This window comes from Shewanella glacialipiscicola, assembly GCF_023283485.1.
GTDB lineage: Bacteria > Pseudomonadota > Gammaproteobacteria > Enterobacterales > Shewanellaceae > Shewanella > Shewanella glacialipiscicola.
Map to the genome: position 1 here is coordinate 18,678 of NZ_JAKILU010000014.1, position 16,623 is coordinate 35,300.

The window sequence follows — 16,623 nt, forward strand, 5'->3', positions numbered from 1 at the left end:
GCAAAGGTATAGCACTGTGAGTCGCTTAACGTTACGATTACATTTTGTGAGCGACAGCAGGTATAGGGTGAAATAATGTCGTCGTGCGCATACACTCATCAATTCAACATACTGAATACACTCAAATACTAAAATAATAGGAAGTGCAGCCCATGAATACCTTACTCATTTGTTTGTTTATCGCGATGCTATTGCCGTATTTAGCCAAAGGCCCCGTTGCTTGGGCGATGGCGAAGGCGGGCGGTTATGATAATAACCATCCTCGCGCCCAACAGGCGCAGCTAACTGGTTTTGGCGCACGTGCTTTAGCTGGGCATCAAAATGCTTTTGAATCACTCTTAGTTTTTGGCCTAGCGGTATTAGTGGTAATGGCTACTGGCAAAGTGACACCGACTGCAGAATGGCTTGCCATCAGCCATGTTGCAGCCCGTTTTGTGTACCATATTTTGTATCTTGCTAATAAAGGTACCTTGAGATCCCTCTCATGGTTTGTGGCTATTTTCAGTGCCTTCGGAATTTTCTTTCAGGCTTTTTAGTATGTTTGAGCGGCGATATCTCAATAATGTAGTGCTTTTTTAACGCTTGAAACGAACCACTAGTTCGTGGAGTTCATCGGCGGTATTTTTAAGTTTAATAATTGACGCTGAGGTATCGATAGCACTTTCAGCGCTAGTGCCTGCTAAATCAGAGATATTAACTACTTGGCGGTTAATATCTTCGGCTACATGGGTTTGTTGTTCTACCGCTGCCGCCATTTGCGTCGACATATGGGCAATTTGACTTACGGCGTCTGAAATACCATTAAGCATAGCGGCGCTTTCAACGACTTTTTCAAGCCCTTCATTAGCCGCTTCAGAGCCAACATGTGCGGCATTAACGGCTTGTTTAGCCTTGGCAGTGAGTTCTTCAATGATCCCATGGATACTGTGGGTCGATTCCTGTGTACGTTGCGCCAGATTACGTACTTCATCAGCGACAACGGCAAATCCTCGGCCTTGCTCCCCCGCTCTGGCGGCTTCAATAGCGGCATTTAATGCCAGTAAATTAGTTTGATCGGCAATTTGCTCAATGATTTGTGCCACCTGCGCAATACGCACTGTTTGATCTGAAAGCTCGGTGACGGAAACACTGATATCGTTGACGGTAGTTTTAAGTTTTTGAATCGACTGTTGGGTGATATCGGCCATATTTCGGCCCTTAATCGCTAAGTTATTCGCCGTATCTGCATGGTTTGCGGTTTCTGATACGTGTATTGAAACCTCGGCAATCGTGGTGGTCATTTGATTCATTGCTGTCGCCACTTGGCAGGTTTCTGCCTGCTGTTGTTCAATCTCGGCGCAGGTGTTAAGGGTTAACTGATAGCCATTGTCTGACTCTTTAGCTACATTCAATGCCGCATTTTCAATCCGAGTGATCACCGTCCCTAGATGGGCATTTTGGCTTAAAATACTCACCTTTAATAAACCCAGTGTGCCACTTGAGTCTGTGTAAGCTCTGGCGGCAAGGTCGTTAGAGAAGCTCATTTTTAACATGGCATTTAACGAGTCAACCGTAGATTTGTATTTGTAGGTTATTGAAATGGCATACAGCACTGCAGTGCTCAGCAGTAAAATGCTAAACAGAGTTGGGTATCCTGCAAAATAAAGTGCACAGGCTGAAATGAGGGCCAAAATAAGGCATAAGTTTGCAACAGAAATGCGCCTTGATGTAGCAAAAGACTTACCCGCATTAATTTGCTGATATAAAGTATCGGCCCTTGCTACGTCATCTCGCTTAGGACATGACCTTACTGACTCATAACCGACCACTTTGCCAGCGGTAGTGACTGGCGTAACATAGGCATCTACCCAATAAAAATCACCATTTTTACAGCGATTTTTAACCATACCCATCCAAGGTTTGCCTGCTTTTAAATAAGACCACATTTGAGTAAATGCAATTGAAGGCATTTCTGGGTGCCTCACAATGTTGTGGTGTTGTCCGATTAATTCCGCCTTTTTAAAACCACTCACATCGACAAACGCATCGTTACATTCGAGAATTGTGCCTTGTAAATCGGTCACTGAAATGAGTTTTATCGATTCAGGGAAAGTTCTTTCTTGACGGGTAATCGGTTGGTTATTTCTCATGCCACACTCCTTTGTATATTGGCTGCTTTTCAATAAGATAAGGCTAAATAACCTTTCGTCAATATTAACATTAGTTAAACCGATTAATCGCCATTTATAAGTGTTTTTCTTGTAGAAAAATATACGTCACTACTATGAAAACATTGAATTTAATATTCTATTTACAATACTTCTCAAAAGACGTTTATTAATTGCGCAAGTACTAACGTCAACCCTAAAAATACCCATATTAATGAAATCGGTTATTCATAATGAGTATTGTGCTTACTAACATTAGAATAAAAACGCTCAGTAACCTTGTGCCAATGTAAATGGTTGTAAATTGGTTATATTAGAGTAGAACATCCCAGAGAATTTGCCTTAAAGACGCAATGAATTAGATTTAGTGCAGTGCTTGTACATGGATTTGCCATCTAAGTTTTAGGTGACTTTTATTGGTGTATGAGGCTGGTGGCTAAAGGCTTAATGAAGACATGAGTCGTTTAGGGGCAAGCCTACTAAAATGGCTATGAAATTAATGACTCGCATGTAAGTGACCATTGGCGGCATGGGCTGGACCGTTGAACCCTCAGGGGAGTTTATGGCTTGTCACTGGAGTAAACGTGATTAATCCTATGCATAAAAGATAAATCATGAATCGCTCTTTAAACTGAAGAGAGTATTACTGTTAATCCCCTCTTGATCGTGCGAGGCTCAAATTAAGACCGTAGATGCGGTCTTAATTTTCTTAGTTTTATAGTATTAATTTTATGGTATTAGTTCGATATTATCCTGCTCAATAGCAGCAGGATAATTTACCTTTATTAAGCCTAGCTCAAGCGCTTATTTTACCTGCCAATCAATGGCTTCACCTGCACGAATCGGCACGACGTTGGTGTCGCCCAGCGGATAGCTCGCGGGTACATCCCATGATTTTTTTACCAGCGTAATCGTGTCGATGTTGCGTGGCAGATTATAAAAATCTGGCCCATTGAAGCTTGCGAACGCTTCGAGTTTATCTAGTGCGTTAACTGATTCAAATGCTTCGGCATACAACTCAATCGCGGCGTGGGCGGTGTACGAACCCGCGCAGCCACAGGCGGCTTCTTTTTTATCTTTGGCGTGTGGCGCTGAATCGGTACCGAGGAAAAACTTCTTACTACCGCTTGCCGCTGCGGCCAATAACGCCTGTTGGTGGGTGTTGCGTTTTAAAATCGGCAAACAGTAAAAATGCGGGCGAATACCGCCAGCTAACATGTGGTTACGGTTATACAGCAAATGGTGCGCTGTGATAGTTGCGGCCACATTATCAGAGGCTTGAGTGACAAAATCGACGGCATCTTTAGTGGTGATATGTTCAAGCACGATTTTAAGGTTTGGGAAATCGGCAACGATTTTACTGAGGATATTTTCGATAAAAATGCGCTCGCGGTCGAAAATATCAATGGATGAATCCGTGACCTCGCCGTGGACTAAAAACAGCATGCCGACTTCTTGCATGGCTTTAAGGGCGGGATAAATGTTTTCAAGCGTAGTCACGCCTGAATCTGAGTTAGTCGTCGCGCCCGCAGGGTAGAGTTTAGCGGCGACAATTTTACCCGATGCCTTGGCTTTACGGATTTCATCTGGGCTGGTTTTGTCGGTTAAATACAGCACCATTAAAGGTTCGAACTGTGAGCCTGTGGGCACCTTGGCTTTAATGCGATCGTAATAGCTCAGTGCGGTTTGCGTATCGATAGCGGGCGGTACTAAGTTGGGCATAACGATGGCGCGGCCCATGTAGCGGCTAATATCACGCACGGTATCTTTAAGCTGCGCACCGTCTCTTAAATGAATATGCCAGTCGTCTGGGCGAGTGATTGTTATTGTCGTCATAGGATTTTATCTTTTGATTGTTTTTGCTACGAGGGTGGTAGGATCTTATGTGGCAAGGATTTTACTGTAAAGGGAAACTCGGTATTTGAGGGCAATAAGTTGTCTGGGCTGCCGTTTTAGCGATTTAATCGTGATAAGAGCGATATTACGCTAGGGCGTGTTGACGTTTCAGGGTTATTTTTGCAGCGAGTTGGCTGGCTTTTATGCAAGGCAAAGCCCGTGCAGTGTAGTTATACCAATCGTATTGGCTATGTTTTAGTTAAGTGTTGCTACACTATAATTATGTGCAGCTCTCTATAGGAGTTCCAGACATGACTTCATGTTTGTTAGACCTCGAGCAACAAGCGGCAGAGTTACCCTTTGAACAGCAACGTTTACTCATTTCTTTTTTACAGCAACAACTTGATAGTGGTTCATGCATTAATATGCTTGAGGCGAATTTCACCATCAAACCCCAGTGCCCTCATTGTCACGCCTGTCACATTAAACGTCATGGAAAACCTAATGGCCGTCAGCGATATCGCTGTCATGCTTGTCATAAAACGTTCATGTGCACCATTAACACACCCTTCTATCGAATGCGGTTCTTAGAAAAATGGCTGCCATACTTCACATGCATGCTAGACAGCCTTCCTATAAGAAAGAGCGCAAAGCGCTGTAATATATCAGTTAAAACAGCCTTTAAATGGCGCCACCAATTTCTTTCCTTACCCAATAAAGTCAAAGCGCAAAGGTTGTCTGGTATCGTTGAAATCGATGAGACCTTATTTCGCTATTCAGAGAAAGGCAGTCGTACACTCTCACGTAAAGCCCATAAAAGAGGTGGAGATTGTGCTGGTCGCGGACGCAAAAAAGGCGATTGGGTCGCGGTCCTTGTGGCCAGAGATAGAAATAAACAGGTATTCGATGAATGCCTCGATAGCGCCGATAGTGTCACATTATTAGGGTTGCTAGAAAATAAAATAGCTGCAGATTCAGTGGTGTGTAGCGATGGCTTTCTTTCCTACCTAAAAATGACTCAGGATATGAAAGTAGAGCATAAGATACTCAATGCAAGTCATGGCAGGCGAGTCAAAGAGGGTGTTTTTCATATTCAAAATGTCAATGCTTACCATAGCCGACTGCATTTATGGATAAATACCTTTCGGGGCGTAGCAACTAAATATCTTCCGAACTACTTAGGCTGGTTTAGATTCTTTGAAGCCCATGATAATCCAAATGAAAATAGCATATTGGCTATGCAGACACAGTTAACGTGAACATAGCCAATCGTATTAAATATCTGTTCATTCAGCGGGAGTTCAACGCGCTTTAGACAAGGCGAAGGATTGAAGACATAGTGGTGCTCTGTCGAAAGCCTTAAACGCAGTATAAAGCGCTTTGAAACCCGCCCTTTGGGAGCCTCACAGGTATCCCACTCCCGTGTTGCATTGACTTAAAAGGGAATAACCATTTCTACGCCAATACGCCTCGGATTGAAATACCTGTGAGGCTCTGAACTGATTAGATATTTAATGTGATTGGTATTATTCTACATAAACGGGCGATAACGCAGCAGAAACGCCAGCCAAACGCTGCCCTAAGGGTTCGTCTGGCAAGCTCTTGCTCTTTGTCACTCGTCATTTGAGTAAAATAACTACACGTCACTCCTCGTTTCGTGATCACGAGCTTGCCAGAGCGAACAAAATTTAATCTCGAAACGTCAACATGCCCTAAATAACGCATTACCCAAATGGGTTATTTTTGCCTTTTCACCTTAGCTCTTCGGGCTAATTTGGCCTTACACGTAATGACGGGAGATCTTTAACCCTGTTAACCTGCTTTATCAAAAATCAGTGCCATCACTTATGGTTGTGTTAACGGAGGTGGCAATGATTTTTAAAGCACGCTTATTAAAGGTAAAGGAGGGATAAGTGAAACCGTTAAAACAGCATCTGCTGATCTGTGTTTTATGTCCATTCCTGCTGCTGGCCTCTCCTATCACGCTTGCCGATAACGACATTGAAATTAGTGGTTTAGTGATAGATAGAACCTTGACTCGGTTTGGTAAAGATTTTGGCTTTTATTATTCAAGCTATTGGCGTGAACTGCCCTTTACTCAGGGCTTTAACGTCACCCTGTATGAGACGGTATTCCCACAGGCTGGGACCGTCTTAACTTTAGAGGTAAACGGGACGAGGATTTACACCACCCATTTTGGTCGTCGTGCAAATCCGATAAAAGAGAGTGCAGAGCAGGCCATTTTGCTCACCATTGATTATTTAGCGCAAGTGAGAGCCAATGCCCTAACAGGTGAATTTTCAGAAACATCGGATGATTTTTAGGATAATAAGAATGACTTACAGGACGTTACTTGCCCTTGTTACGCTATGTGTAGCAGGCAGTGGTCAAGCCACTGAATTGATATACACCCCAGTGAATCCCAGCTTTGGTGGTAATCCGCAAAATGGGGCCTTTTTATTAAATAAAGCCCAAGCGCAAAATGATAATAAATCGGTTTCGAACGAGAAGGACTTTGTCACCCGCTTTAAAGAATCCTTAGAGCGTAACATTATCAACTCGATCACCCGAGGCGTCGCCGATGGGGAAATCACCGACGGTGTTTATGATACCGGTGATTTTCGTATCGAAGTGGCTGCGACCGGCAATGGGGTGATGTTAACGATTACAAATACTGCAACAGGTGAAATCACTGTGATAGAAATGCCGACGTTTGGGGGGATAAGCTAATGGTCCGTTTAGTGTTAATCAGCCTGATGTTAATCAGTATTTCGGCGTGCAGTTTAATCTCAAAACCGGATCTTAATATCACCACTGCTGAAGTGAATCCCATAAGTGAAGTGATGCGTGGGCTGCAAGCTCAGCCGGGGCCTAAGTTTCCTATTCCTGTGGCCGTGTATTCTTTTCGCGATCAAACGGGACAATATAAGCCACAGGCTAACGTGAGCTCGTTTTCGACCGCTGTGACTCAGGGCGCGACGTCGATGTTGATGCAAACCTTGCTTGACTCGAAATGGTTTACTCCCGTTGAGCGTGAAGGGCTGCAAAATTTGCTTACCGAGCGCAAAATTAGCAGCAAAAAAAGCGGCACTAAGGGGGATGAAGTACCGGTATTATCCACCGCCAGATTACTGCTCGAAGGGGGCGTAATCAGCTATGAAACCAACACCAGCACTGGCGGTAGCGGCGTCGAATACTATGGTATTGGTGCATCGGAAATGTATCGCGAAGATCTGGTGACCATTTATTTGCGCGCTGTTGATGTGCATACCGGCAAAGTAATGATGTCAGTTTCGACCAGCAAACGGGTTTTATCCCAAGAAATGCGCGCAGGTTTATTCCGTTACACCAGTTTAAATCGACTCGCTGAGGCAGAGATCGGTTTTACCACTAACGAGCCAGTACAATTTTGCGTGCTACAGGCAATTGAACTTGCTGTTGCTGAGCTGATTGATAAGGGAATTAAGCAGGGTTATTGGAATCCAACGCAAGTGGCACAACCTGCTGAAAAAGCACAGGAGCTGAGTCAGAGTTAGGTTTTAGCTAAGCCAAAGTTGAGTGGTGTAATCTTTAAGCATCAATAAAAACCGAGCCATTTAATCTGGCTCGGTTTTTTGTTATATCAATCTAAGCCGTAAGTATCCATCTGTTAATCCGCTTGCATGGCCTTCCAAAACAGTTCAAAACTGGCATTGCGGTATTGGCTATTGTGGCCTAAATGCGGGTTATCAATAAAAAAACGTGTGGCAGCTAAATACTGACCATGGCAGTTTTCTAGCATTAGCTCCACAGGGTAGTGGGCGATTAATCCCATCATTTGCCCCTGTTTAATCAGTTCGCTAATAAAACCTAAAATACTGTTCATGGCTTGATCCCGCACATTTTTTGCAATCATAGGCGACATTGAGTATTGCTGGAAAAACAATTGCTTAATTGGGTTTTCTAGTGACCAATCTAGCGCACTTTGCCAGAGTTGTTTGACATTGTGTTTAAGCTTGCTGCCTTGATGCGCGTTTAACAGTAAAGCATTAGCAAACTCTTGTTTTATAGTCAGAAACAAACATTCCATCAGGGCTTCTTTAGAAGGGAAGTGATGGAATAAGGTGCCCGTGGCTACACCGGCTTGCTTAGCTATCGATGCGGTTGAAGTGCCATGAAATCCTTGGCTGACAAACAACGCCAAAGCGGTATCGAGAATCGCTTGGCGTTTGTCTGTCTTAGTTTTTATGGGTTGTTCTATTAACGGTGTATTCACGATTAATCCCCGTCACTAGCGCAAGAACAGCTTCATTAGCATACGTTGGATAAACGTACCGTAGGGCGGGTGTACAAACTTACCCGTATTAAAACGACCTCGGCTGAGTACCGTTTTAGCATGACTGAAGGTTAAAAAGCCTTCTTTACCATGGTAATGCCCCATACCCGAGGGACCAATACCGCCAAAGGGCGCGTCGTCGGCGGCTACATGGAATACGGTCTCATTGATACAGACGCCACCAGAATGGGTTTGCTGGAGGATTTTTTGCTGGCTGGGCTCATCAAAACTCATGATATAAAGCGCTAAAGGCCTTGCTCTGTGATTGATATATTGAATCGCTTCATCTAGGGTGTCATAGCCAATTATCGGCAATAATGGACCAAAAATCTCCTCTTGCATCAATAGCATACCTTCATTGGTATTAGTGATTAACTGAGTCGCGAGTTTACGGTTTTGGCTATCAATGGCTTCATCAGTCGCCGAAATAACACGGGCGCCTTTGGCCTTTGCATCGTTTAACACTGTGAGAATACGGTCAAACTGACGGGTATTAATGATACTGCCGTAGTCTTTATTGTGGGTTATGGCGCCGTACATGGTCTTAAATTTAGCTCGATAGGCGGCGATAAAGTCATCGACTTTGGCTTTAGGGCACAGTACATAATCGGGGGCAACGCAGATTTGCCCTGCATTGAGACACTTGCCATAAATCATGCGTTCTACTGCTATCTCAAGCGGTATATCGGGGGCGATAATCACTGGGGACTTACCGCCAAGCTCGAGTGTCACTGGAGTCAGATTATTGGCTGCGGCGCGCATCACATGGCGACCCACAGTAGTGGAGCCGGTAAAGAGTAAATGATCGAAGGGCAGGGCTGAAAACTCCGCGGCCACATCCGCTTCACCCTCGATAACAGCAACATGGGATTCATCGAAGACTTCTGCTAAAAGTTGTTTTATCACTTGATTGGTTGCAGGAGTGAACTCAGACAATTTGAGCATGGCATGATTACCCGCGGCAATGGCAGTCACTAGCGGGCCAATGGACAGCATCACGGGGAAGTTCCACGGTACGATAATGCCAATAACTCCAAGGGGCTGATAATGCACTGTGACTTTAGCGGGCGCGAGCAAAATACCCGCATGGCGAGCACTAGGTTTGAGCCACTTGTTCAGATTTTTTAGGCTGTAATTGATGTTGTTGATGACCGGCATAATGTCTGAAATCAGGCTGTCATCAATCGAACGATGACCATAGTCTTGGCTTAGGGCTTCAACTAAAGGTGTTTTAAAGCGCAATACTGCGGCTTTAAGTTGGTTCAATCGCTCACGACGTATATCGTGATCTGGGTTAGGCGCTGCCAAATAACTGCTGCGTTGTCGTTGAAATAATTCACTTAAGTGGGATATTTTTGCTTGTGCAGTGGTCATATTTATCGCCATGGTTGTAAGTGTTTGATGTTAACAACGCGTATTGTGTAATTGATTTAATACGCTAATCAATACCGACTGATTAGTCGGTTTACTCTAGCGTGCTTAGTCTGACTATACAAGTAATCTGGTGTCTTTTTGAGCATGATCACGACATATGTTAGGGTTAACTTTTAAACTGAAATGTGTATTTGTTAAGCGATTGATAATCAATTTTACATAAGGAGGATGTATGGCAATGTTAAAACACGGAATTTCGATTGGTATTGAACGTCACGGTGACGATGACTTTTTTGTTGCGGTTAAAGCTATCGGTACTTTAACGCATCAGGACTACGAGATGATGGTTCCTGTATTGGAATCAGCACTTGAAGGAGTCAAAGATCCCGATATTTTTGCCTTAGTGGATGTTACTGAGCTAGAAGGTATGGAGCTAAAAGCCGCTTGGGATGATATTAAGCTTGGGGTTAAACATATTCGACATTTTGAAAAGATTGCTATCGTCGGTAAAACTACCTTGCAGGAAGTGTTAGCAAAATTGGCGAATTGGTTTACGCCTGCTGAAGTAAGATTTTTTGTCGATAATGGCGACGCTATTGCTTGGCTAAAAAACGAATAGCATTAATTGGGTTCTGTCAGGACAGTTCAGCTAACACTGCTCAGTCATCGATTAGCACTTAAAGGAGTACAGATTATGCGTACAGGTCAAATACTTTGGCCCACAGATTTTTCGGAAACTGCGGCCCATGCACTGAGCTATGCTATTGAAATGGCAAATCTATACCATGTAGGCTTAAAAATTTTACATGTAGTAGAACAACCGATCGGTGATGAGAACTTCATGATTTTATCTATTACTCCTGAAGAGCTTGCTAAGAGCATGGAGGACGCGGCGGCAACTAAAATGCAGGCGTTGTTAGAAGGGTTAAATACTGAGCTTCCCGTCACGACCTTGATCCGCCGTGGCGATCCCGTTGATGAGATTTTAGATGAAGCTAACAGTAAAGATACCGGTATGGTGGTGATTGCGAGCCATGGACGCACGGGGATTTCACACTTTTTGCACACTAATGTCGCCGAAGCTGTGGCTAATGGCGCAGCTTGTCCTGTACTTGTAGTGAAGTAAGTTAGCTGGGCTCAATAATGCCAAAGGACGCTCAATGCGTCCTTTCTTTTTGATTGGTAAAGAATAATTAATTAAAATGACAACGCAAGATACATAGCTAATTGCTATAAATAAATGGTATTTTTAGGTTAATAAATCGTTAAGCTCGAAAGTCAGCTCATTAAAACTCAAATAACGGATAAGCTTATGCGTACTCAAGAAGTGTTATGTCCTACTGATTTTTCATCTACCGCGGCGCATGCGCTAAAGTATGCTGTTGAAATGGCTAATCTTTACCATGTCGATATCCGCTTGTTGCATGTGACAAGCCCTGCCCGCGGCGCCCATTGTTATGGCATTGCCGTTGATATTCCCGCGACATTAGAAAATGAACTTAAAGCATTTGTGGATGCAAAGATGCAAAGTTTGCAGCAGGAAATGCAACAGGATCTCACTGAGGGACTTAATATCAAGCTAGTGGTGCGTAATGGTGATGCCATTGATGAAATTTTAGCTGAGGCTGCTGATGTAGGTATGCTGGTGATCGCCAGTCATGGCAGTAGCGGCTTAGCTGATTTTTTAAAGCCTCATGTCACGCAGGATATTGTAAAATATGCTAAATGTCCTGTGTTAGTGGTTAAATAGTTCGACACCAATAGTAAACCTAAAGGGGATCGTGCTCGATCATCTTGGGGACAATAAAATCAGGTGACGTCTCAGTATGATTATCAAAAGAGATGAGACGTCGATATTTTTCTTTTAGTGCCCATAAAGTGCCATTGTCAGTAATTTGTTTGAGCCCAGTATTAAAATCATCACGAATTTGTGCACTCAGAAACGCAAAACGGTATTGTGTGGGGGCAAATATGGGATGACAAATAGTCTGCTGTGTTAAGTCTTGTTGAGTCAGTTTGCCTTCAATAAAAGCCTGCTTTAAATAATATTCAAAAATATTCTTATCCATCACTATCACATCGGCCCTGTGCTTCATTAACATATACACCTGCTGTATTTGCTGAGCTTGCTCTTGATAACCCTTATTGACCTTCGTCATTTGGGCAAATTCATCCCCGAGTAAGCTTGATGCGCGCTGGAAAGTGACGACATTTTTGTGATTTAAATCAGCGATACTATTGATATTATATTGGTTTGATATGAGGCTGATCGCACAGTTTTGGTACGTTATTGCCACATTCGAATAAAAGACATTTTTAACCATACCTTCTTTAATATTAATCACACCATCGAGTTTAGCTGCTTTAAATTCATGAAAAGTGCGTGCAAATGGTAGGTAATGAATTGAGGCGGTATGCCCTTTAACCGCCAATGCATTGAAGAGTAATTCGAGCTCTAGCCCACTGTTTGTTTCTTGGATGACATAGGGTGGAATGGATTCACTGACGCCAATTTGAAGCTCTATTGCTTGGCACGGTTGAACACAGCACAGTGCAACTAACCCCGTCCATTTATAGTGGTGATACCAAGTGGTTGCTTTACTGGGTTTATGTGCAATATAGAGCATAAATGATTAATACCTCTTGCTACTGAGTTGCCATGATAAGAGAGCCAAAGTCATGAGTCACGATAGTAAGTGTAGTGTGTCTGCGGACGCATGGATTTAATGTCCCCGATTAGACATAATCATGTTAGGCGAGAAATTTCAAGACATTGTAGTGTTGTGGTTTCTAGTGTGAAGGTTATTTAGTGCTTTCTCTTGCCTTATTAACTGAATATCAAGTAATTTTAATACTAATTCTATTTGTCATTCGTCAGGTTATTTTATGTCATTTGCCATACCAACGCAGCAAGCCGTTTCAAAGCAACATAAGGCGTTCCTTCGAAAGCTGTATTTAGCACATTTAATGGATGATGAGCGCCATAACATATTATCACTCAATAAGTTAACTGGTATGCCACGTCGCACCTTACAAGATGCTATCGCCGCCTTTGAAGACATTGGTATTCAAGCTGAGTTTGTGCAGGAAGGGAGCCGTAACAACTCAGGTTATTATCGTATCGTCACCTGGGGGCCTATCAGTAGTGCTTGGGTTGATACGCATATCACTGAAATAGAACAGCAGATTGGTGTGGCTGATAATAACGCGGCGAGTGTGTGAGCTCGCCAGTGTTGTCGATACCGCTTTAGTATCAATTGCATAGCCGTTTAGTTGTTATACCAGTCACATTAAATATCTAATCAGTTCAGATCCTCACAGGTATTTCAATCCAAGGCGCATTGACGCAGAAATGGTTATTCCCTTTTAAGTCAATGCAACACGGGAGTGGGATGCCTGTGAGGCTCCCAAAGGGCGGGTTTCAACGCGCTTTATACTGCGTTTAAGGCTTTCGACAGAGCACCACTATGTCTTCAATCCTTCGCCTTGTCTAAAGCGCGTTGAACTCCCGCTGAATTAACAGATATTTAATACGATTGGTATTATCTCAATTCCTGCTCCACTGGCTTTATCAAGCGGTCATAATATAGGCGCCGAAACCTAGCCAACTTAATACTAGCATGGCTATGGCTATCCAAGTGGCGGTGGTGAACTGGTTTTTGGGTTCACTGTTATCGTCAAATTCGTCAGTATCATTGATATTATTTGTTGTTTGAAATTTAGCTTTTAATTGCTGTTTGCGGGCTTTATCTCGTTCACGGGCTTTGGCTTTCTGGAGCTTTTTGTATTCAGCGATACCTTTTTCAATACCTTGGGCGATGAGCTTAGTTTGCTCTTTGTTTTGCCCCGGCTTTTGGATGGCTTTTGCCGCTGCGAGTGCATTTTGCTGCGTTTCTGTCGAGATAGTGGGTTTCATTTGGGTTCTGCCTCAGTTAAAGCGGCTGTACTAAAAGTATATGTTATTGATTATACCTATATTCAGACTCAAAAACGTCAGGCTAGTGCTTTCAGTGTGTTAAAAAATCAATGGATGGCCGCCCTGCGGAGCAGGTACGTATATCGGTTCGTAGTCCCAGACTTGGCGGATGGTATCAACTGACAATGCCTGAGCAGGAATGCCTTCAGTCACAATTCGACCTTGTTTTAACACAATTAATTGGTCGCTATAACGGGCGGCTTGATTCAGATCATGCAGTACGACAATGACGGTATACCCCTGTTGGTGGGCTAAACCGCGGGCCAGTTCGAGCACTTTATGTTGCTGTGCAAGATCTAGGGCTGATGTTGGCTCATCTAATAACAGTATGGGCGCAAACGGTGATTGGCTCAGTTGAGTTAGTACGCGAGCGAGTTGTACGCGCTGTTTTTCACCCCCAGATAGCGTTGGATAACTACGATTTTTCAGTGAGGTTAATCCCACCGCAGCTAGCTGATTAGCCACTAAAATCTCGCCTGATTTTTTACTGATGGTTAAGGGATACAAACCCATGGCGACAACTTCACTTACCGTGAAGGGAAACGTCAAGCTGGCGTGTTGTGGTAATACCGCTAAGGACTTTGCGAGTTCAGCCCTCGGCCAGTCAGTCAATTGGCGATGACCTAAGCGTATGTGTTGCCTTGGCGTGCTGATTTCTTGGCATAGCACTTTAAGCAGAGTGGATTTACCCGCACCGTTGGGGCCAAGAAGGGCGGTGACCGCGCCCGACTTAAATTGCACATTGATATCACGGAGCACCGTTTTTTGCCCAATGGCTACATTAAGTTGGCAAATGCTCAATTGGGTGTGCCCAATGTGTGGCTTCGCTGAATGAGCAGTTACATTTGAATCAGAGGTGGCGGCCATAGATATTCGCTTAGGTTAATTTGCTGCGCTGTTGCAGCAATAAAAAGATGAAAAATGGCGCGCCAATGAGCGCTGTGACCAGTCCGACGGGCAATTCGGCGGGCGGTAATAGTGCGCGGGCGCCGATGTCGGCCAAGGCTAATAACGCTGCGCCCAATAATGCACTGATGGGTAATAGTTGTTTATGATCTGGCCCTAACATCATGCGGACTAAATGCGGTACCACTAAACCAATAAAACCAATAATTCCAGTCGCGGCAACGCTGACACCCACGCCTAAAGCACAGAGTAAAATCAGCCTGAGTTTTAGCCTATCTACATCAATCCCTAAATGGCGTGCTTCAGCCTCGCCGAGCAGTAAGGCATTAAGCGCCGCCGCATCTTGGCGAAAACGCCAACTGATCAAGATTAGCGTTGCCAGGCTTAAGCTGACATAAATCCACTGCGCGCCCGCAATAGAGCCCATTTGCCATAGGGTTAAGTCACGTAGTGCCATGTCGTTGGCGAGGTAAGTCAGCACGCCAATACCTGCACCCGCGAGTGCAGCGATGGCAACACCTGAGAGCAACAGTAATACGACGGATGTTCCTGTTGGGCTGCTGGCAAGGCGATAAACCACCAATGTGGTGATAAGTCCTGATGCAAATGCTGCAAGGGGGATTAATAACGCATTAGCATTGGGTAATAATACAATACAAATCGCCGCCCCAAGTGCTGCACCAGACGACACGCCAATAATGCCAGGATCGGCTAAGGGATTACGAAATAATCCCTGCATCACTGCGCCGCACTGGGCCAGTATGGCGCCGACCGCCAAGGCTAATAATGTGCGAGGTAAGCGCACCGTGTTGATTACCAATTGCTCGTGTGGCGCAATATTGCCCATATTTTGTTGGGTAGCCCAGTTCATCACCGCGCTTAGGGAGTCGATTAAACTAATACTGACGGGCCCCGTGCTCACCGAGAGTAAACAACTCAAGGCTAGCAATGTGAGTAAACTGGGCCACAGCCAGCGGCTAAGTAACATGGTTAAATTCCTATATTTATCAGTTGATCCATTTTCCGTTAGTGTTGGCGCAACTTACTGATGCAAACTTACTGATTCAGAGTCAGTAAAGTGCTCGCAAGCGTATCTGCGGCGCTAATTGCGCTTAACCCTAAACCGCCTAATAAGGCTTGTGGGGGAAGGGTTTGAATGTGTTTATTTATACCGGCGGGTGTATGGGCGAGTAATGGCATTTCTTTTATTAATTCTTGGGCTATTTGACTGTGAGTTTGCTCGGAGGCTTGTTCGCTACGTTTTGACAGCAAAATAAGATCGGGTTGTAAGGATAATATCCCTTCCTGGGACATGCTTTTATAGCCTTCAAAAGCGGCGACATTCTGTGCGCCTGATAGCTCAATAATGGTATCTGCGGCAGTGCCTTTGCCGCCAACCCGTGCGCCGCGACCTTCTTGCAATAACATAAAGAGGATTTTTGGTTGAGCACCGCCATCCCGTATTTGCTGTTTTTTATCCGCTAAGTGCTGCAGTTGTTGATGTAAATCTTGTTTAAGCTTAGTTGCGTTATCTTGGCGATTGAGTAACTGACCTAAGGTATCCACATTGTTCATTAGCTGTGGCTCATCGGTGGTAGTCGGTAATTGCACTACTTGAATATTGGCTTGTTTTAGCACCTTAAGCGTGGTTTCTGGCCCCATCACATCAGAACCCACTACGACGGTTGGCGACAGGGCAATAATGCCTTCGGCGGAGAGCATTCTGTGATAGCCAAGTTTAGCAATATGGCTCAAATTTTCAGGGATATGGCTGGTAGAGTCGATGGCAACCAGTTTATTGCCCGCATCAAGGGCGAGTACCAACTCAGTGACTCCCGCCCCCGCACTGACTAGGCGTATTTCTTGCTCAGCGCTGGAGGCATTAGGTGATACTAAAGCAGTGATAGTCGCGGTGAAAAACAGTAGGTTATTCAGCGGCTTACTTATATAGTGATGTAAACAGCTTAACATGCGAGAGCCTATTTTTACCTGCATTTGAGTGGCTTGAAACAACATGGTTTAACTCCTATGAAATCTGGGTCGCCACAGTATTAGGCTCAGACTTTGGG

19 protein-coding genes are annotated in these 16,623 nt (G+C 44.3%); 9 read left to right on the forward strand and 10 right to left on the reverse strand.

The window, feature by feature from the left end; translation table 11 throughout:
* Positions 1-152 precede the first annotated feature (152 nt).
* Positions 153-536 carry an MAPEG family protein gene (locus L2717_RS11660; RefSeq protein ID WP_220773915.1) on the forward strand — a complete coding sequence of 128 codons (384 nt, stop codon included), beginning with the start codon at positions 153-155 and terminating at the stop codon, positions 534-536.
* A 39-nt stretch (positions 537-575) separates the two neighbouring features.
* Here the strand turns inward: L2717_RS11660 and L2717_RS11665 are convergent, their stop codons facing one another.
* Both L2717_RS11665 and pyrC read right to left on the reverse strand, forming a co-directional pair.
* Positions 576-2,129: a methyl-accepting chemotaxis protein gene (locus L2717_RS11665; protein WP_220773916.1), complete on the reverse strand. Its 1,554-nt coding sequence runs from the start codon at positions 2,127-2,129 to the stop codon at positions 576-578.
* Positions 2,130-2,951: 822 nt separating this feature from the next.
* On the reverse strand, positions 2,952-3,983 hold the full coding sequence (pyrC, locus tag L2717_RS11670; protein WP_220775113.1) for a dihydroorotase: 1,032 nt from the start codon (positions 3,981-3,983) through the stop codon (positions 2,952-2,954).
* A gap of 311 nt (positions 3,984-4,294) precedes the next feature.
* Here pyrC and L2717_RS11675 point away from each other — a divergent pair, with 311 nt between their 5' ends.
* Entirely contained in the window at positions 4,295-5,242 is a 948-nt protein-coding gene (locus tag L2717_RS11675; protein WP_076499415.1) for an IS1595 family transposase, read from the forward strand.
* Here the strand turns inward: L2717_RS11675 and L2717_RS11680 are convergent.
* A complete protein-coding gene (locus tag L2717_RS11680; protein WP_248938060.1) occupies positions 5,158-5,355 on the reverse strand; it encodes a hypothetical protein in 198 nt (65 codons plus the stop codon). The genes L2717_RS11675 and L2717_RS11680 overlap by 85 nt on opposite strands.
* 541 nt (positions 5,356-5,896) lie before the next feature.
* Here L2717_RS11680 and L2717_RS11685 point away from each other — a divergent pair.
* From L2717_RS11685 to L2717_RS11695, 3 genes are read left to right on the forward strand one after another with little or no spacing between them, the layout of a single operon-like run.
* Positions 5,897-6,307 (forward strand): curli production assembly/transport protein CsgE, encoded by a 411-nt coding sequence (locus L2717_RS11685; RefSeq protein WP_220774840.1) that lies wholly within the window; start codon positions 5,897-5,899, stop codon positions 6,305-6,307.
* A gap of 10 nt (positions 6,308-6,317) precedes the next feature.
* Entirely contained in the window at positions 6,318-6,713 is a 396-nt protein-coding gene (locus L2717_RS11690; RefSeq protein WP_220774839.1) for a curli assembly protein CsgF, read from the forward strand.
* Positions 6,713-7,519, forward strand: a complete 807-nt coding sequence (locus tag L2717_RS11695; protein ID WP_220774838.1) for a CsgG/HfaB family protein — start codon at positions 6,713-6,715, stop codon at positions 7,517-7,519. Before L2717_RS11690 ends, L2717_RS11695 begins: the two co-directional genes overlap by 1 nt.
* Before the next feature lie 113 nt (positions 7,520-7,632).
* Here the strand turns inward: L2717_RS11695 and L2717_RS11700 are convergent, their stop codons facing one another.
* Positions 7,633-8,238 (reverse strand): TetR/AcrR family transcriptional regulator, encoded by a 606-nt coding sequence (locus tag L2717_RS11700; RefSeq protein WP_220774837.1) that lies wholly within the window; start codon positions 8,236-8,238, stop codon positions 7,633-7,635.
* 15 nt (positions 8,239-8,253) lie between these two features.
* On the reverse strand, positions 8,254-9,672 hold the full coding sequence (locus tag L2717_RS11705) for a coniferyl aldehyde dehydrogenase (protein WP_220774836.1): 1,419 nt from the start codon (positions 9,670-9,672) through the stop codon (positions 8,254-8,256).
* Between the two features lie 232 nt (positions 9,673-9,904).
* Here L2717_RS11705 and L2717_RS11710 point away from each other — a divergent pair, with 232 nt between their 5' ends.
* The 3 genes from L2717_RS11710 (at position 9,905) to L2717_RS11720 (ending at position 11,422) form a co-directional block, all read left to right on the forward strand.
* Entirely contained in the window at positions 9,905-10,291 is a 387-nt protein-coding gene (locus L2717_RS11710) for a SpoIIAA family protein (RefSeq protein ID WP_220774835.1), read from the forward strand.
* Between the two features lie 75 nt (positions 10,292-10,366).
* Complete coding sequence (locus L2717_RS11715) at positions 10,367-10,798, forward strand: universal stress protein (protein ID WP_220774834.1); 432 nt, start codon at positions 10,367-10,369, stop codon at positions 10,796-10,798.
* 186 nt (positions 10,799-10,984) lie between these two features.
* Positions 10,985-11,422, forward strand: a complete 438-nt coding sequence (locus tag L2717_RS11720) for a universal stress protein (protein ID WP_220774833.1) — start codon at positions 10,985-10,987, stop codon at positions 11,420-11,422.
* 19 nt (positions 11,423-11,441) lie between these two features.
* Here the strand turns inward: L2717_RS11720 and L2717_RS11725 are convergent, their stop codons facing one another.
* Positions 11,442-12,299 carry a substrate-binding periplasmic protein gene (locus L2717_RS11725; protein ID WP_248938058.1) on the reverse strand — a complete coding sequence of 286 codons (858 nt, stop codon included), beginning with the start codon at positions 12,297-12,299 and terminating at the stop codon, positions 11,442-11,444.
* A 259-nt stretch (positions 12,300-12,558) separates the two neighbouring features.
* On the opposite strand from L2717_RS11725, the gene L2717_RS11730 reads away from it, so the two are divergent.
* A complete protein-coding gene (locus L2717_RS11730) occupies positions 12,559-12,894 on the forward strand; it encodes a winged helix-turn-helix domain-containing protein (RefSeq protein ID WP_220773545.1) in 336 nt (111 codons plus the stop codon).
* Positions 12,895-13,243: 349 nt separating this feature from the next.
* Here the strand turns inward: L2717_RS11730 and L2717_RS11735 are convergent, their stop codons facing one another.
* From L2717_RS11735 to L2717_RS11750, 4 genes are all read right to left on the reverse strand, one after another.
* Complete coding sequence (locus tag L2717_RS11735) at positions 13,244-13,588, reverse strand: DUF2956 domain-containing protein (protein WP_220773546.1); 345 nt, start codon at positions 13,586-13,588, stop codon at positions 13,244-13,246.
* A 99-nt stretch (positions 13,589-13,687) separates the two neighbouring features.
* A complete protein-coding gene (locus tag L2717_RS11740; RefSeq protein ID WP_220773547.1) occupies positions 13,688-14,515 on the reverse strand; it encodes a heme ABC transporter ATP-binding protein in 828 nt (275 codons plus the stop codon).
* A 10-nt stretch (positions 14,516-14,525) separates the two neighbouring features.
* Positions 14,526-15,542 carry a FecCD family ABC transporter permease gene (locus L2717_RS11745; RefSeq protein ID WP_220773548.1) on the reverse strand — a complete coding sequence of 339 codons (1,017 nt, stop codon included), beginning with the start codon at positions 15,540-15,542 and terminating at the stop codon, positions 14,526-14,528.
* A gap of 68 nt (positions 15,543-15,610) precedes the next feature.
* Positions 15,611-16,570, reverse strand: a complete 960-nt coding sequence (locus L2717_RS11750; protein WP_220773549.1) for a heme/hemin ABC transporter substrate-binding protein — start codon at positions 16,568-16,570, stop codon at positions 15,611-15,613.
* Positions 16,571-16,623 lie beyond the last annotated feature (53 nt).

What these genes read in the sequence shown, in the direction of transcription:
- L2717_RS11745 (WP_220773548.1), bottom strand. Translation starts at nt 15,542, where the DNA reads ATGTTACTTAGCCGCTGGCTGTGGCCCAGTTTACTCACATTGCTAGCC.
- L2717_RS11690 (WP_220774839.1), top strand. Translation starts at nt 6,318, where the DNA reads ATGACTTACAGGACGTTACTTGCCCTTGTTACGCTATGTGTAGCAGGC.
- L2717_RS11660 (WP_220773915.1), top strand. Translation starts at nt 153, where the DNA reads ATGAATACCTTACTCATTTGTTTGTTTATCGCGATGCTATTGCCGTAT.
- L2717_RS11695 (WP_220774838.1), top strand. Translation starts at nt 6,713, where the DNA reads ATGGTCCGTTTAGTGTTAATCAGCCTGATGTTAATCAGTATTTCGGCG.
- L2717_RS11710 (WP_220774835.1), top strand. Translation starts at nt 9,905, where the DNA reads ATGGCAATGTTAAAACACGGAATTTCGATTGGTATTGAACGTCACGGT.
- L2717_RS11725 (WP_248938058.1), bottom strand. Translation starts at nt 12,299, where the DNA reads ATGCTCTATATTGCACATAAACCCAGTAAAGCAACCACTTGGTATCAC.
- L2717_RS11750 (WP_220773549.1), bottom strand. Translation starts at nt 16,570, where the DNA reads ATGTTGTTTCAAGCCACTCAAATGCAGGTAAAAATAGGCTCTCGCATG.
- L2717_RS11715 (WP_220774834.1), top strand. Translation starts at nt 10,367, where the DNA reads ATGCGTACAGGTCAAATACTTTGGCCCACAGATTTTTCGGAAACTGCG.
- L2717_RS11730 (WP_220773545.1), top strand. Translation starts at nt 12,559, where the DNA reads ATGTCATTTGCCATACCAACGCAGCAAGCCGTTTCAAAGCAACATAAG.
- L2717_RS11735 (WP_220773546.1), bottom strand. Translation starts at nt 13,588, where the DNA reads ATGAAACCCACTATCTCGACAGAAACGCAGCAAAATGCACTCGCAGCG.
- L2717_RS11665 (WP_220773916.1), bottom strand. Translation starts at nt 2,129, where the DNA reads ATGAGAAATAACCAACCGATTACCCGTCAAGAAAGAACTTTCCCTGAA.
- L2717_RS11705 (WP_220774836.1), bottom strand. Translation starts at nt 9,672, where the DNA reads ATGACCACTGCACAAGCAAAAATATCCCACTTAAGTGAATTATTTCAA.
- L2717_RS11740 (WP_220773547.1), bottom strand. Translation starts at nt 14,515, where the DNA reads ATGGCCGCCACCTCTGATTCAAATGTAACTGCTCATTCAGCGAAGCCA.
- pyrC (WP_220775113.1), bottom strand. Translation starts at nt 3,983, where the DNA reads ATGACGACAATAACAATCACTCGCCCAGACGACTGGCATATTCATTTA.
- L2717_RS11675 (WP_076499415.1), top strand. Translation starts at nt 4,295, where the DNA reads ATGACTTCATGTTTGTTAGACCTCGAGCAACAAGCGGCAGAGTTACCC.
- L2717_RS11720 (WP_220774833.1), top strand. Translation starts at nt 10,985, where the DNA reads ATGCGTACTCAAGAAGTGTTATGTCCTACTGATTTTTCATCTACCGCG.